At 64.0% G+C, this 16,136-nt stretch carries 8 protein-coding genes and 1 pseudogene; 4 read left to right on the top strand and 5 right to left on the bottom strand.

The window, feature by feature from the left end; translation table 11 throughout:
• Window positions 1-98: 98 nt before the first annotated feature.
• Complete coding sequence (locus tag GTP69_RS07670; protein ID WP_161054313.1) at window positions 99-2,540, bottom strand: TIM-barrel domain-containing protein; 2,442 nt, start codon at window positions 2,538-2,540, stop codon at window positions 99-101.
• A 159-nt stretch (window positions 2,541-2,699) separates the two neighbouring features.
• On the opposite strand from GTP69_RS07670, the gene GTP69_RS07665 reads away from it, so the two are divergent.
• From GTP69_RS07665 to GTP69_RS07650, 4 genes are all read left to right on the top strand, one after another.
• Window positions 2,700-4,016, top strand: a complete 1,317-nt coding sequence (locus GTP69_RS07665; RefSeq protein ID WP_161054312.1) for an MFS transporter — start codon at window positions 2,700-2,702, stop codon at window positions 4,014-4,016.
• Between the two features lie 100 nt (window positions 4,017-4,116).
• Complete coding sequence (locus GTP69_RS07660) at window positions 4,117-5,748, top strand: alpha-D-glucose phosphate-specific phosphoglucomutase (RefSeq protein ID WP_161054311.1); 1,632 nt, start codon at window positions 4,117-4,119, stop codon at window positions 5,746-5,748.
• A gap of 18 nt (window positions 5,749-5,766) precedes the next feature.
• Window positions 5,767-7,434 carry an alpha-amylase family glycosyl hydrolase gene (locus GTP69_RS07655; RefSeq protein ID WP_161054310.1) on the top strand — a complete coding sequence of 556 codons (1,668 nt, stop codon included), beginning with the start codon at window positions 5,767-5,769 and terminating at the stop codon, window positions 7,432-7,434.
• 83 nt (window positions 7,435-7,517) lie between these two features.
• On the top strand, window positions 7,518-9,620 hold the full coding sequence (locus GTP69_RS07650) for a TonB-dependent siderophore receptor (protein ID WP_161054309.1): 2,103 nt from the start codon (window positions 7,518-7,520) through the stop codon (window positions 9,618-9,620).
• On the opposite strand, the gene GTP69_RS07645 is transcribed toward GTP69_RS07650, so the two are convergent.
• The 4 genes and pseudogenes from GTP69_RS07645 to GTP69_RS07630 all read right to left on the bottom strand — a co-directional run bounded on the left by GTP69_RS07645 (window position 9,615) and on the right by GTP69_RS07630 (window position 16,134).
• The gene (locus tag GTP69_RS07645) at window positions 9,615-10,211 is read right to left on the bottom strand and encodes an NF038129 family PEP-CTERM protein (protein WP_161054308.1); all 597 of its coding nucleotides are present in this window, start codon (window positions 10,209-10,211) and stop codon (window positions 9,615-9,617) included. The two genes, GTP69_RS07650 and GTP69_RS07645, sit on opposite strands and share 6 nt — an antisense overlap.
• Window positions 10,212-10,220: 9 nt before the next feature.
• Window positions 10,221-11,861, bottom strand: a pseudogene (locus GTP69_RS07640) (right-handed parallel beta-helix repeat-containing protein).
• A 50-nt stretch (window positions 11,862-11,911) separates the two neighbouring features.
• Window positions 11,912-13,714 carry a sensor domain-containing phosphodiesterase gene (locus GTP69_RS07635; RefSeq protein ID WP_161054307.1) on the bottom strand — a complete coding sequence of 601 codons (1,803 nt, stop codon included), beginning with the start codon at window positions 13,712-13,714 and terminating at the stop codon, window positions 11,912-11,914.
• Window positions 13,715-13,860: 146 nt separating this feature from the next.
• On the bottom strand, window positions 13,861-16,134 hold the full coding sequence (locus GTP69_RS07630; protein ID WP_161054306.1) for a GH92 family glycosyl hydrolase: 2,274 nt from the start codon (window positions 16,132-16,134) through the stop codon (window positions 13,861-13,863).
• Window positions 16,135-16,136 lie beyond the last annotated feature (2 nt).

The raw sequence follows: 16,136 nt of genomic DNA, 5'->3' as shown, positions 1-16,136 counted from the left end.
CAGGGACTACAGCAAAGCCCGTGCCACGTCTGGCGACATGGTAACGCTGTTTAAGTGTCCAGTATCGAACATTGTGCATGTTCGATACTGGACAGTTTTTACAGCGCGATGTCGACGCTGCGGCTGGCGTCTGCGCTGGCCGGCAGGTCGACGGTGAGCAGTTTGGTCGTGTCGTCCCACGCGTAGACGGCGATCTTGCCGTCTATGCGCACCGACGATGGCGCGGCCGTGACGTTATGCACGGTCAGCGCGATGGTGCGTTCCGGACGCTGGTAGTGCTGGCCGACTTCCGACTCCACCCGCAGCGTCAGCGCTTTGCCTTGCAGCTTGCTGGCGAAGCGCACCAGTTCATACTTGCCTTGTTCGTAGGCTTGTGCGGTCAGGCCATCGTCGTCATACAGCTTGCCGCTGCCGGCTGTCGCCGAGGCGTCGTGCCAGTAGTGCAGTTCCAGCTGACGGGTGTTGTAGTCGCGCGTGGTCTGCACCACTTTCGTCATCGGGATGAAGGCGCCGGCGCGGACGTAGACTGGCACGTGGTCCGGCGTCAGCGCGACCGAGCGCGTGGCGCCGCCAGCCTGCTTCTCGTCGGTGTAAAAATCGAACCATGTGCTGCGCGCAGGGAAGTAGACGTCGGTCCTGGTGGCGCCTGGTTTGAGCACCGGCGTGACCAGGAAGTCCTTGCCCCACAAGTAGGTGGACGACATGGCGCGCACCTTGGCGTTGCCCGGCTCCTCGTACAGCATGGGACGCATCAGCGGCAGGCCTTGCTGGTTGTTGTCGAAGCCCAGCGTGTAGTTATACGGCAGCAGGCGGTAACGCAGGCGGATCGCCTCGCGCGCCAGCGCCTTGGTTTTTGCTTCGCGGTAGACCGGTTCGGACGGCACTTCTTCCTGCGCGTGCGGGCGGAACACCGGCTGGAACACGCCGTATTGCAGCCAGCGCTGATACAGCTCGTTGTCCAGCACCGGATTGGCGAAGCCGCCCAGGTCCGAGTGCATATAGCCGACGCCCTGCATACCCATTTGCAGCGAGATTTCCGGCTGCGATTGCAGTCCGTCCCAGCCGCGATTGACGTCGCCCGACCACGGCATGATGCCGTAGCGCTGCGTGCCCGAGTAACCGGCGCGCATCAGGATGAACGGCCGCTCGGCCGGGAAGTCGCGCTGGTAGCCTTCCGCCACCAGGCGTGCCCACTGGTGGCCGTAGATGTTGTGCACCTGGTCGGCGCTGCCGGTGGCGTGGCGCGCTGCGGTCGGATGCACTTCCGGCTCACCGAGGTCGCCCCACACGCCCTTGACGCCTTGCTGGTGCAGGCCTTTGTAGATATCCCACAGCCAGTCCTTGCCCTGCGCGCTGAAGATGTCGATCAAGCCGGTGTGGCCGAAGTAGAAGTCGTAGGCCAGCGGCTGGCCGTCGGCGCCGGTGGCCAGCACCTTCTTGTCGACCGCCTCCTGCCAGCGGCTGGAGGTATCCAGCACAAACGGTTCGGAGATCAACACCGTCTGCACGCCCTTGCTCTGGAAGTCGGCGATCATCGCCGGCGGATTGGGGAAGTTGTCCTTGTCCCAGGCCAGGTTGCCCATGGTGCCCTTGATCTCCTTGCCGAACCAGAACAGGTCGAACACGATGGCGTCCAGCGGGATATCGTCGGCGATGAACTGGTTGACGGTGTCGCGCGCCTGTTGTTCGTTGTGGTAGCCGAAGCGCATGGCGAAATTGCCGAAGGCCCAGCGCGGCGGCAAGGGCTGCTTGCCGGTCAGGCTGGTGTAGTTGCCCACCACGTCGGCCCAGCTGTCGCCGGCGATCACCTGATAGGTCTTGCGGCCGCCGATGGCTTCATAGGTCAGCGTGTTGTCCTTGCGGCTGTCGAAATCGAGGTAGCCGGTTTGCGGATTGTCGAAGTGGATGGCGTACATCTTCGACGACAGCGCGACCGGCATGGTGTAGCCCATCAGTTCCGAATGGTCGCCATAGCCGTAGTGCGCCTTGTTATATAGTGTGAAGCGGTAGCCGCGACGGTCCATGCCGACCGCGCGCGAACCGGCGCCGTACAGGGCTTCGGTCTTATCGAGCGCGAACTCGATGGCTTCCAGCGTGCGCGGCTCGCCCTTGTTGATATCCTTGCTGCCCTTGGCCACGTCGTCGGTGACGTGGATGTAGCCGCGCTTTTCCGCCACCAGCGGTTTGCCCTTATAAGCGTAGGCGATCTTGAACGGCGACTTGGTGATGGTGACGGTCAGGCCGGGCGTGGCGTATTCGATGGCGCCGGCTTTCTGTTTCAGCGTGGTCTTGACGGCGGCCGGCGCCAGCACCACCGCGTGCGAGGCCGGATCGGCGCTTTCGCCTTTCGGCACGAAGGTGGTTTCGATAATGCCGGCCGAGTAGGGCGTGATCAGGTAGCTGCCGTCGCTGGTGCGGACTTCCAGATGGCCGTCGCGCTGGGTGACGCCGCCGAACTTGCGGTCGGCGTTTTGCGCGTGGGCGGGCAGGCTGGCCAGCAGGGTGGCGGCGGCCAGGGCGGTGAACGGGATGGTTTTCATGTACTTGGGTCTCAGCGCTTGTTGTTTGGCTACATTTGACACCATATCTACCCCACTAAACAAGCATATTCCCTTCATTTCATTGGGTATTTCTTGTGATTGACACGTCTGGGGTCGCGTGTTATTTTGCTACAAATTTTAAAATTCGGGACGTGCAGCATGCAATCTTCCAGCCACAAACCCCTCCTGTCATTCTGGCAGCTGTGGAATATGAGCCTCGGCTTCTTCGGCATCCAGTTCGGCTTTGCGCTGCAAAACGCCAATGTCAGCCGGATTTTCTCCACGCTGGGCGCCAATCCCGACGATTTGTCCCTGTTCTGGCTGGCGGCGCCGGTCACCGGCCTGCTGGTGCAGCCTATCATCGGCTACCTGAGCGACAACACCTGGCATCCGGTGTGGGGCCGCCGCCGTCCGTTCTTCTTCGTCGGCGCCTTGCTGGCGTCGATCGCGCTGCTGCTGATGCCCAATTCCGTCTCGCTGTGGATGGCGGTGATCGTGCTGTGGCTGCTGGACGGCGCCATCAACGTCTCGATGGAACCGTTCCGCGCCTTCGTCGGCGACAAGCTGGGACCGCGCCAGCAGACCGCCGGCTTCGCGATGCAGACCTTCTTCATCGGCTGGGGCGCGGTGATCGCCTCGCTGCTGCCGACCATCTTCACCCACTTCGGCGTCAGCAACGACGCCGGCGGCGGCGCGATTCCCGACACCGTGCGCTATTCGTTTTACGCCGGCGGCGCGGTGTACTTCTGCGCCGTGCTGTGGACCGTGCTGACCGCCAAGGAAACGCCACCGGCCGACCTGGCCGCGTTCCGCGCCGAACAGCAGCGCAGCGCGGGCCTGGGCCACGCGCTGAAGGAAATCTTCAGCGGCTTCGCCCACATGCCGAAGACCATGGTGCAACTGGCGGCGGTGCAGTTCTTCACCTGGATTGGCTTGTTCGCGATGTGGATCTACACCACCAACGCGGTGGCCGAAAACGTGTTCGGCACCACCGACGCGCAATCGTCGGCATTCCAGGACGCCGGCAACCATGTCGGCGTGATGTTCGCCGTGTATAGCGGCGTGTCGGCGCTGGCCGCCTTCATCCTGCCGGTGTTCGCGCGCCACACCAGCCGCAAGTTCGTGCACCTGGTGTGCCTGGTCATCGGCGGCGTCAGCCTGTTCAGCATCTACGCCATCCGCGACCTCGACAGCCTGTACTACCCGATGATCGGCATCGGCATCGCCTGGGCCTCGATCCTGACCATGCCGTACGCGATCCTGGCCGGCGCGCTGCCGGCCAACCGCATGGGCTACTACATGGGCGTGTTCAACTTCTTCATCGTCATCCCGCAGATCGTCAGCGGCCTGCTGCTGGGCTTTGTGACCAAGCACTGGTTCGCCGGCCATACCGTCAAGACCTTGATGCTGGGCGGCGTGTGCATGGTGGTGGCGGGCGTGCTGACGCTGCTGGTGCGGGACGACGCCGAACAGTGATGTAATATTGTCCGCGAGACAAGCTAGTTGTGCGACGCGATTTTGCCGGAACAGGTAAAACCGTTGGGTTGAATTTGTCAATTACCTACGCGGAGCAATCATGAGCATCAACACGGTCAGCACCACTTCCTTCCCCGGCCAGCGGCCGGGCACCTCGGGCCTGCGCAAGAAAGTCAGTGTGTTCCAGCAGGCCCACTACCTCGAAAATTTCGTGCAAAGCGTGTTCGACACGCTGGGCGACTGCGCCGGCAAGACGCTGGTGCTGGGCGGCGACGGCCGCTTCCACAACCGCGCGGCGGTGCAGACCATCCTGCGCATGGCGGCGGCGCACGGCTTTGCCAAGGTGCTGGTGGGGCAGGGCGGCATTTTGTCGACGCCGGCCGTCAGCTGCGTGATCCGCAAGCACGGCGCGCTGGGTGGCATCGTGCTGTCGGCCAGCCATAATCCGGGCGGCCCGGATGGCGACTTCGGCATCAAGTACAACATCGCCAACGGCGGCCCGGCGCCGGAAAGCGTGACCGAGGCAATCTACCAGCGCACCGAAGCCATCACCCAATACCGCATCAGCGACGCCGCCGACATCGACCTGCAGAAAGCCGGCGCCACCCGCATCGAAGCGATGGACGTCGAGGTGATCGACTCCGTGGCCGATTACGCGGAACTGATGCAAAAACTGTTCGACTTCGACGCCATCCGCAAGCTGATTGCCGGCGGCTTCCGCCTGTGCTTCGACGGCATGCACGCGGTCTCCGGCCCATACGCCAAGGCCATCCTCGAAGGCCAGCTGGGCGCCCCGGCCGGCAGCGTGATCAACGCCGTGCCGCTGGAAGATTTCGGCGGCCACCACCCGGACCCGAACCCGGTCAACGCCGCGCAGCTGATCGCCATCATGGCGGCCGACGACGCGCCCGATTTCGGCGCCGCCTCCGACGGCGACGGCGACCGCAACATGATCCTCGGCCGCAAATTCGACGTCACGCCGTCCGACAGCCTGGCGGTGCTGGCCGCGCATGCGACGCTGGCGCCGGGCTACCGCGCCGGCCTGAAAGGCATCGCCCGTTCGATGCCAACCTCGCAGGCGGCCGACCGCGTGGCGCAGGCGCTGGGCATTCCTGCGTTTGAAACGCCGACCGGCTGGAAGTTCTTCGGCAACCTGCTGGACGCCGGCAAGGCCACACTATGCGGCGAAGAAAGCTACGGCACCGGCTCGGACCACATCCGCGAAAAAGACGGCCTGTGGGCGGTGCTGTTCTGGCTTAACCTGCTGGCGGCGACCGGCAAATCGGTGGAAGCATTAGTCAGCGAACACTGGGCGCGTTTTGGCCGCAACTACTATTCGCGCCACGACTACGAAGGCGTCGACACCCACGCCGCCAATGAGTTGATGGCGTCCCTGCGCATCAAGCTGGCCACCATGGCGGGCCAGGACCTGGGCCACTACGTGGTCGACTTTGCCGATGACTTCAGCTACACCGATCCGGTCGACGGCTCGGTGGCGCAGCAGCAGGGCGTACGCATCGTCATGACCAATGGCTCGCGCATCGTGTTCCGGCTGTCCGGCACCGGCACCGAGGGGGCGACGCTGCGGGTCTACCTGGAACGCTACGAAGCCGATCCCGAATTCCACCACCTGCCGACGCAGCAGGCGCTGTATCCGCTGATCCTGATCGCCGAGCAGGTCGCGGGCATCGCCGACTGGACCGGCCGCGCCCATCCCACCGTCACAACATAAACCATAAAGGACGACAGCATGAAATTGACAACCATTGCACTCTCCCTGGCACTGGGCCTCAGCGCCGCCAGCGCACCGGCCCTGGCGGCCGACAAGCCGAGGCCCTTCCTGTGGGAGAATGCGACCGTCTATTTCCTGCTGACCGACCGCTTCAACAACGCCTACACCGGCAACGACCTGGCCTACGACCGGCAGAAGGATGCCGCGCCGCTGCGCGGCTACATGGGCGGCGACCTGGCCGGCGTGATCAACAAGATCAATGACGGCTACTTCGACAGCCTGGGCGTCAACGCCATCTGGATCACGCCGCCGGTGGAGCAGATCCACGCCGGCACCGACGAAGGCACCGGCAAGTCCTACGCCTTCCACGGCTACTGGGCCTCCGACTTCACGGCGGTCGACGCCAACCTCGGCACCGAGAACGACTTCCGCAACCTGGTCGATGCGGCGCACGCGCATGGCATCCGCGTGCTGCTGGACGTGGTGATGAACCACACCGGCCCGGTGACGGAAGAAGACCCGGTGTGGCCGAGCGACTGGGTGCGCACCGCGCCACAGTGCACCTACAAGAGCGCCAAGACCACCATCGAATGCACGCTGGTGAAAAACCTGCCGGACTTCCTGACCGAGAGCGACACCCCGGTCGAACTGCCGGAACGGCTGGCCGCCAAATGGCAGCGCGAGGGCCGCTTCGAAGAAGAAATCAAAAGCCTGAACGAATTCTTCGCCCGCACCGGCTACCCGCGCGCGCCGCGCTACTACCTGATCAAATGGCATACCGACTGGATCCGCAAGTACGGCGTGGACGGCTTCCGTGCCGACACCGTCAAGCACGTGGAAGCCAAGGTGTGGAAAGAGCTGCAGAAGGAAGCGGCGCTGGCGTTCGAGGACTGGAAGAAGGCCAACCCGGAGAAGAAGCTGGGTGACGACAAGTTCTACACCACGGCGGAAGTCTACAACTACAAGATCAGCGATGGCCTGTATCACGACCTGGGCGCGGGCCAGAGCGTCAACTACTACCAGGCCAACTTCAATAGCATGATCAACTTCGGGCTGGTGAAGGATGCGGAGCAGGATTATGAGACGCTGTTCAGCAGCTATTCGAACGCGCTGCACGGCGGCCGCCTGAATGGCTACTCGGTGCTGAACTACCTCGACTCGCACGACGACGGCGCGCCGTTCGATCCATCGCGCAAAAAGCCGTTCGAGAGCGCCACCAAGCTGCTGCTGGCGCCCGGCGCGGCGCAGATCTACTACGGCGACGAAACCGCGCGCAAGCTGGATGTGGCGGAAGCCACCGGCGACGCCAAGCTGCGCTCGTTCATGAACTGGAGCGAGCTGGCGCAGAACGCCGCGCGCGACGGCTACAAGGTAGCCGAGGTGCGCGCGCACTGGGCCAAACTGGGCCTGTTCCGCAAGGCCCACGTGGCGGTCGGCGCCGGCGTGCACCAGCAGCTGCAAGCCAAGCCTTACGTCTTCAAACGCACCTACGACAAGGACGGCGTGCACGACAAGGTGGTGGTGGCGCTGGACCTGCCGACCAACAAATCCACCAGCATCAACCTGCACGGCGTGTTCGCCAACGGCCAGCGCGTGACCGACTACTACTCCGGCAAGACCGCCGTGGTGGCCGGCGGCGCAGTCAACTTCGGCACCAAAAATGCGGTCGTGCTGATCGGTCAATAACCCTGCTATCTGTAAGGAAAAGTTGTTAGTGCGAATGGTTATCATTTACACTGTTCAACTTTGTTAATTTCTTACGGGTTTTTATGTCGTTTAGCATACGAAGTTCTGCCTCGGCGCAGTGGTTGGCGGTTGGGCTGTTATCCACTGCGTCGCTGGCGGTGGCGCAGGAAGGGGCCGAACCGGCCGCCGATCAGACCTTGCAGCAGGTGACGGTGTCCGGCGACCGCAGCGCCGGTTACTACAATCCGCAGCACAGCAGCGGCGCCACCCGCACCGACACGCCGTTGCGCGAAGTGCCGCAGGCGGTGCGCGTGATGACCGAACAGCAGATCGAAGACCTCGGCGCGCTGCGCCTGGCCGACACCGTCGATTACGTCAGCGGCATCTCGCGCCTGAACGACTTTGGCGGCACCTGGGACAACTTCGCCATCCGTGGCTTCAGCAGCACCGACATGGGCTTCCTGGTCAATGGCTTCGCCGGCTCGCGTGGCTACAACCCGCCGCGCGACACCGCCACCGTCGAACGCTTCGAGTTCCTCAAAGGCCCGGCGGCGGCGCTATACGGCAGCAGCGAACCGGGCGGCACCATCAACATCGTCACCAAGAAGCCGAAATTCGCCACCCATAACGTGGCCGAAGTCAGTGTTGGCAGCACCGGCCTGCGGCGCGCCACGCTGGACAGCACCGGCGCCTTGGGCAGCAGCGTGGCCTACCGCGTCAACCTGATGGCGGAGGAGGGCGCCAGCCGCTCCTCGCTGCTGGGCAACCGCCGCCACCTGTTCGCGCCGGCGCTGACCTGGGTGGTCGACAGCGCCACCACCGTCAACTACGAAGCGGAGATCCTGCGCGTCAGCACGCCGCTGGACCGAGGCCTGATCAACGTGCGCGGCGCGCTGGGCGGCCTGCCGCGCGACCGCGTGCTGAACGAACCGGCCGACGGCAATATGTCCCTGACCAGCAATACGCACCAGCTGACGCTGGACCGCGTGCTGTCCGACCACTGGCGCGCCAAGGTCGGCGCCAGCTACAAGGAAAGCACCTTCGATGGCGACTACACCGAAGCCAGTGCGCTGGCCAGCGACAACCGCACCCTGAACCGTCAGGCCACCTGGCGCCAGCTGCCGTCGCGCGACGTGTCGCTGCAGGGCGAATTGGAAGGCAAGTTCGATACCGGCGGCATCGGCCATACGGTGCTGTTCGGCGCCGAGGCTTCCAGCCTGTTCATGAACATGGAAATCTGGCGCTCGGCCAACTACCCGATCGACATCTACAACCCGGTGTACGGCAAGCCGGCGCCGGCGCTGACGCAGCTCACCACCAGCTCGGACGAACAGCAGCGCGTCAAGGGACTGTTTGCGCAGGACCAGATCAGCCTTTCGCCGCAATGGAAGCTGCTGGGCGGCGTGCGTTATGACCGTTACGACCAGCATGTGATCAACCGCGTCGCCAGGACCGACAGCTCGCAGCAGCAAGACGCGGTGTCGCCGCGCGCCGGCCTGACTTACCTGCCGACCGCCTGGAGTTCGGTGTACGTCTCGGCCGGCAAATCCTTCCGTGGCAACAGCGGTACCGACATCAGCGGCAAGGCCTTCGATCCGCAGCATTCGACCGCGTATGAAGCGGGCCTCAAGCTGCAAACGCTGGACGAGCGGCTGGGCGCCAACTTCGCCGTGTTCGATATCACCAAAACCAATGTGCTGACGGCCAGCGATGTCGCCGGCTATTCGGTGGCGGCGGGGGAAGTGAAGAGCAGCGGCTTTGAAGCCGACGCCTTCGGCCAGATCGACGACCGCTGGCGCGTGACGGCCAACTTCGCATGGATCGATGCGCGGGTAAGCAAGGACAAGACGCTGGCGGTGGGCACGCGCCTGACCAACGTGGCGAAGACCAGCGCCGGCCTGCTGCTGATCCGCGAGACGGCGCTGAAAAATGGTGGACGCTGGGGCGTGGGCGGCGGCGCCAATTACGTCGGCAACCGCTCGGGCAATACCGCCGACACCTACTCGCTGCCGGCCTACACCACCGCCAAGCTGCTGGGCTACTGGCAGGTCAACAAGACCACTCGCGTGTCGGTGGACGTGAACAATCTGTTCAACCGCAATTACTACAGCAACTCGTGGGGCAACCTGTACGTGGTGCCGGGTGCGGAGCGCAGCATCGTCACCCGGCTCAAGGTTGACCTATAAGCGACGGCGGTTGCGCAGGCCCGCCATCAGCAGCAGGCCGGCCGCGAGCATCAAGTACGCCGCGGGTTCCGGCACCGCGCTGACATTGCTGACAGTGGCGTAGGCCGCATCCGTGCTGACCGCCGTAACGGCGGCCGGCAGCAGTGCGAAGGTGGCGATGTCTCCGCTGGCGCCGAGGTAATTCAGGCCGGCGTCCAGCAGTGCCACTGAGAGCGTGGCGCCGGCGCTGCCGCTACCCATCGGCTGGCTGAAACTGACGTCGAACGACAGCATGCCGCCCAAACGCGCCCATTGCGCAAACTCATTCCACGCATCGCCATTGCCGATGGTGAGCTGCGACGCCAGTGAACCGGCCACCTGTCCCTGCGCGAAACTGGACGAGGTGAAGTCACCGGCAAAGTTGGACAGTCTGGCTTGCACCGGATCGGCATTGGCCAAGCCAAGGAACAGGAAGTCCACATAGCCTTCCTGCTCCGCCAGCGTGCTGGTGTCGATCGACACGTGATACGACTCGGCCGAAGCCTGCGCCATGCCGCAGGCCAGCATCAGCGCAAACAACAAGCGCGCGCTCAGTTTATTCAGAATCGACATCGTTACTCCTTAAGGCGTGCCGGCGATCAGCTTGGGCAGGTAGCCCACGCTGGCGCGGTTGGGATTAGTGAAGATGGTGGTGACGCTGGCGCTTTGCCCCGGCGCCAGTGCGGACACCGGCAACGCCAGCGTCGGCGAACCGCCTTGCACGCCGCTCTGGTTATCCAGCGCCACGCCGTCGGTCAGGTAGTCGGCGCGGAACAGCAGGTTGCCGCTGATGATGGCGTTGGAGGTATTGGTGAACGACACCGTGCCCTTGCTCTTTTGCGTGGCGCGATCCAGCGTCAGCCCGGATTGCACAATCTTCACACTGGCGGTAACGTCGGTCAGCAGCGACACCCTGGCGCTGCCTTCAAACGCGCCCAGGTCCGGCGCGGCGCCGCTATAGGGCAGGCCCAGATTCACACCCTTGTCGATCAAATCGCTGCCGGCCGCCAGATGCAGATAAGGCAGCAGCGGCAGGCTGCCGTCCGGCTGGCGCGGCGCATCCCAGCCGGTGGTCGACACGCTCTGGAAGTCGGCCGCCGTCACGCTGACCGGCAGGCTCCAGCTGTTGTTGGCCGTATCGGCGCCGCCGGCGCTGGCGATCGGCGTGTTCTCGTAAGCGAGGTTGTTGCGCGCCACGCCCAGCGAGATGGCGGCGTTGCTTGGATCGATGCCGAGGAAATTGAAGCCGACGCCATTGGCGATGCTGGTGTTGTTGTAATACAGATTGGCGACCGGATGGTGATTCGCGTAGAAGCCGTTGGCCTTGTTCTTGAACGCCACCGACAGCCGCACCGTGTGCACCGGCGCATTGGGCTGGTACACGCCGCTGTAGCCGCCGACCTTGAAGCCATTGCCGTTGCCCGCAGCGAGCGAGGTGAAAGTGCCCGGCAGGTAGCCGTGCTGCCACGCCCACGAATTTTCGATCAGCACCGGCGAGTAAGCGTTGATCAGGTCAAAGCCATCGTCGGTATTGGCCCACGCGCGGCAGCCGCGAAACACATTGCCCGGATTGTCGGCCTTGATGTGCGCGCCGAAACCGTCGGCATTCTGGCCGGCGCCGGATTTGCTGTATGGGTCGTAGTTGTGGTGCGAGTCGACGTTCAGCACCAGGTTGTAGCTGCCGTTCGACAGAAAGAACCCTGGCCCCATGTGGTGGTGGGTGTTGAGCGCTTCAAAGGTGTTGTAGCTGCCCTTGACCCAGATGCCCCACGATTCGTTGTTAAGCAAATTGCCCGGCTGCTGCGGCGCGCCTTTCAGCTCCAGGCCTTTCAGGTGCAGATAGCTGGCCGTGACGTTGAAACCCTTGACGCGGCAGTTCTCCTTGATCGGCGTGAAGTCGAACACCGGCGTCTCGCCCGGATAGGCCCATTAGCGGATCGGCTGATCCTGCGCGCCGCTCTTGTCCAGGGTGATGGCGTTGACCACGTCGGTCTGGCTGGCGCAGCTGGCGATGGTGCCGGTGTAGACGTAATCGCCGCCACGGAAGTAGATGGTGTCGCCCGGCGCTGCTGCCGTCTGTGCCCTTGCGATGGACTGCCACGGCGCCGCCAGCGTGCCCGCATTGCTGTCGTTGCCGCCTGGCGCGACGTAGTAGGTTGCCGCCTGCGCGCCCGACGTCAGCGCGAACGCCACCAGCGCGGCGCCCTTGTGCCACTTGCTCATATCTGCTCCTGTTGTAGTCGATGGTGAATGCCAGCGACTCTAAAGGAAGCTTATATACCCGACAACGAAGCAATTCGCGCTTGTTTATTCTTTTGGGTTATTTGCTGCGTGTGCTGCACAAAGGCGGCTGGCTCCAGCGGCGCGGCAAACAGATAGCCTTGCACCTCGTCGCAGCCGGCCACCCGCAGGAAGTCCAGTACCGCCTCGGTCTCCACGCCTTCCGCCACCACGCGGTGGCCGAGGTCTTGCGACAGCGTGATCATCGCCGTCACCAGCGCCTGCTGGCGCGGATCGCGATCGAGGTGGAAGATGAAGGACTGGTCGATCTTCACCACATTGGCCGGCATCTTCTGCAGGTAGGCCAGGCTGCTGTAGCCTGTGCCGAAATCGTCGATCGCGAGGCCCACGCCCAACGCGGCGATCTGCATCAGCGTGGCGTGCGCCTTCACCGGCTGCTCCATGATGGCGCTCTCGGTGAGCTCCAGCTCCAGGCAGGAAGGCGGCAACTGGTGGCGCGCCAGCGCGGCCGCCACGCCGGCGGCAAACTCCGGCTCCACCAGATTGGCGGCCGATACATTCACTGACACCTGCAACGCAAGCCCCGCCGCGCGCCAGGCCTGCTGCTGGCGCAGCGCCGCCTCCAGCACCCAGGCGGTGGTGGCTTGCGCCAAGCCGGAACGCTCGATGATGGGAATGAATTCGGCCGGACCGACGGCGCCCAGCTGCGGATGGTTCCAGCGCAGCAGCGCCTCGGCGCCGACGCACACGCCGCTGGCGGCCACCACGCGCGGCTGATACACCAGCCGCAGTTGATCGCCGCTGTCCAGCGCCGCGCGGAAGTCATTCAGCAGCTGGAAGCGGCGCTGGTACAGCGCATCCTCCTGCTGCGAATAGACGGCGACGTGGGCCGGGCTGTCGATCGCATCGTGGGCCGCGCTCTGCGCCTGGCGCAGCACGGCCAGGCTGTCGGCGCGGCCGATCTCGAACGGCACCACGCCGGCCGACGGCGTCGCCACATGGTGGGCCTTGGCGATGGCCAGCGCCGACTGCATCCTGGCTTCCACCATTGGTAGCCAGCTTTCCAGCGTGGCGCCGGCTGGCGCCATCAGCATGAACTGCGCGGTGCCGACGTGGTAGATGCGGCGGCTAGCGCCGATTTCCGCGCGCAGCCAGCGCGCCGCATCGGTCACCAGTTCGTCCACGTACGACGACTGCATGGCGCGCGTGGCGTGCGCCAGCTGCGCCGGCGTGGCCAGGTTGACCAGCACCGCCAGCCGCTGTTCGCCGTCGCCGGCGTCCAGTTGCAGGTCGTCGAAATCCTCGATGAACTGGTGGCGGTTGGGCAGGCCGCTGACGGCGTCGATGCGGCCCAGCGCGTGCTGCAATTCGATCTGCGCCATCACCATGCTGGCCAGGTCGCACAAGGCGCTCAGCTCCTGCGGCGTGGTGTCGCGCGGCTCGGTGCCCAGCACGCACATGGCGCCCAGACAGTGGCCGTCGGCGGTGATCAGCGGCGCGCCGGCGTAGTAGCGGATGCCGCTGGCGGCCAGCGGGCTGTCGCGGTAGTAGTCATCGTCCATCAGGTCGGGAATCACCAGCGGGCCGCTGTCGTCGGCCACCTGGCCGCACGGCGCGCGCAGGCGCGGGATGCTGGTGTACTCGACGCCGACGCGCGACTTGAACCACTGGCGGTCGGCGTCGGTCAGCGAGATGGCGGCGATCGGCAGCTGGAACAGATTGGCCGCCATGCGCGTGATGCGGTCGAAGGCTTCGCTGGGCGGGGTGTCCAGCAGGTGCAGTTTGTGTAGTGCGTCGAGGCGGCGTGCCTCGGCTAGTTCGCAAGAGCGTGTCATGTGCAGATCCGTATGCAGGTCAGAATGCAATGCGGGTCAGGGCACTGGAGAAAAAGCGGGGAGCGGGGCAGGGCTCGTGGAAATGTTTATTTCCATATGGAAACACCATGTTACCACGATCCTGCCTGCGCCGCTTTCAATCGTATCTATGGCATCGATAGCGAATACGGTGCATCGGCTGCGCTGGCGCCACGCCGGGTGTTGGGTGCTGCCGACATGTCGAAGTCTAGCGTGGCGCCCTGCATCAGCGTCGCATGATCGAGCCAGTTATGGGCATAGGGCTTGCCGTTGACCTTCAGCGCTTGCACGTAGCGCTGCCGGTCGCTATTGGCCGGCGCGTTAATGATGACGGTTTTGCCATTCTCCAGATGCAGCGTGGCTTTCTTGAACAGCGGCGCGCCCAGCACGTACTGCGGCACCGCCGGCGTGACCGGATAGAAGCCCAGCGCCGAGAACACATACCAGGCCGAGGTCTGGCCGTTGTCCTCGTCCCCGCAGTAGCCGTCCGGCGTGGCCTTGTACAGGCGGTTCATGGTTTCGCGCGCCCAATACTGGGTTTTCCACGGCGCGCCGGCGTAGCCGTACAGGTAGATCATGTGCTGGATCGGCTGGTTGCCGTGCGCGTACTGGCCCATGTTCGCGATCTGCATTTCGCGGATCTCGTGGATCACTTCACCGTAGTAGCTCTCGTCAAACGTCGGCGGCAGCGTGAACACCTGATCCAGCTTGGCGACAAACTTGTCGCGGCCACCCATCAGCTGCATCAGGCCCTGCACGTCCTGGAACACCGACCAGGTGTAGTGCCAGCTATTCCCCTCGGTGAAGGCGTCGCCCCACTTGAAGGGATTGAACGGCGACTGGAAGCTGCCGTCCTGGTTACGGCCGCGCATCAGGCCCGTCTCCGGATCGAACAGCTTCTTGTAGTTCATCGCGCGCTGCCTGTAGATGGCGATTTCAGACTCCGGCTTGCCGAGCGCTTTGCCCAGCTGCCAGATGGCGAAATCGTCATAGGCATATTCCAGTGTGCGGGCGGCGTTCTCGTTGATCTTGACGTCGTAAGGCACGTAGCCCAAGTCGTTGTAATACTTGACGCCCTTGCGGCCGACGGCGTCCATCGGCCCTTCGTTGTCGGCGCCGTGCTTGAGCGCCTGCCACAGCGTTTCGACGTCGTAACCGCGCAGGCCCTTGACGTAGGCTTCCGCCACCACCGAGGCCGAGTTATTACCGATCATGACGTTGGCCAGGCCGGGGCTGGACCACTCGGGCAGCCAGCCGCCTTCCTTGTAGTCGTTGACCAGGCCCGCCTGCATCTCGCGGTTGATCGACGGGTACATCAGGTTCAGGAAGGGATACAGCGCGCGGAAGGTGTCCCAGAAGCCGGTGCCGGCGAACATATAGCCGGGCAGGATCTGGCCGTTGTAGGGACTCCAGTGCACGATCTGGTTGTTGGCGTCGATCTCGTACAGCTTATTCGGGAAGAACAGCATGCGGTACAAGCTGGAATAGAAGGTGCGCGTCTGATCGACGCTGCCGCCTTCCACGCTGACGCGGCTCAGCGTTTTGTTCCAGACATCCTTGCCCTTTTGCGCGGTGGCGTCGAAGCTGTCGTTGGCCAGTTCGCGCTTGAGGTTCAACTCCGCCTGTTCCTCGCTGATGAAGGAGGAGGCCACGCGCATGCCGACCTTTTCGCCTTTTTCTGTCTTGAATCCGACTACCGCGCCGCTATGGTTGCTGGCCAGTTCCATCACGCCTTCCACCAGCTTGTCGCCGCTCCAGATGTGGGTGGAGGTGAACGGCTTGTCGAAATAAATGACGAACCAGTTCTTGAAGTTCTTCGGCAGCGGGCCGCGCGCGTAGCGGGTGCTGTAGCCGACGATCTTGCGCTGCTCCGGCAGCACCTTGATGTAGGAGCCCTTGTCGTAGGCGTCCACCACCACATAGGCTTCGTCGGTCTTCGGATAGGTGAAGCGGAACTGCGCGGCGCGTTCGGTCGGCGTGATTTCGGTGGTGACGTCGGAGTCGGCCAGATAGACACTGTAGTAGTACGGCTTGGCCACTTCCGCCTTGTGCGAAAACCAGCTGGCGCGGTCGTCCTGCGTGAAGCGCAGTTTGCCCGTCACCGGCATGATGGCGAACTGGCCGTAGTCGTTCATCCAAGGCGACGGCTGGTGCGTCTGCTTGAAGCCGCGGATCTTGTCGGCGTCGTAGGTGTAGGCCCAGCCATTGCCCATCTTGCCGGTTTGCGGCGTCCAGAAATTCATCCCCCACGGCAGCGCGATGGCGGGGTAGGTATTACCGTTGGAGAGTTCCGGCTTGCTGGCGGTGCCCATCAGGGGATTGATCCATTCGACTGGATCACTGACAGGGGCAGCGGAGGCGGTGAGTATGGTGAAGAGGATCGGCAGTGCGAGTAGTTTCATGT

Source organism: Duganella levis, from assembly GCF_009857605.1.
Taxonomy (GTDB): domain Bacteria; phylum Pseudomonadota; class Gammaproteobacteria; order Burkholderiales; family Burkholderiaceae_D; genus Rugamonas; species Rugamonas levis.
This window is presented reverse-complemented; position numbering and strand designations above follow the sequence as displayed.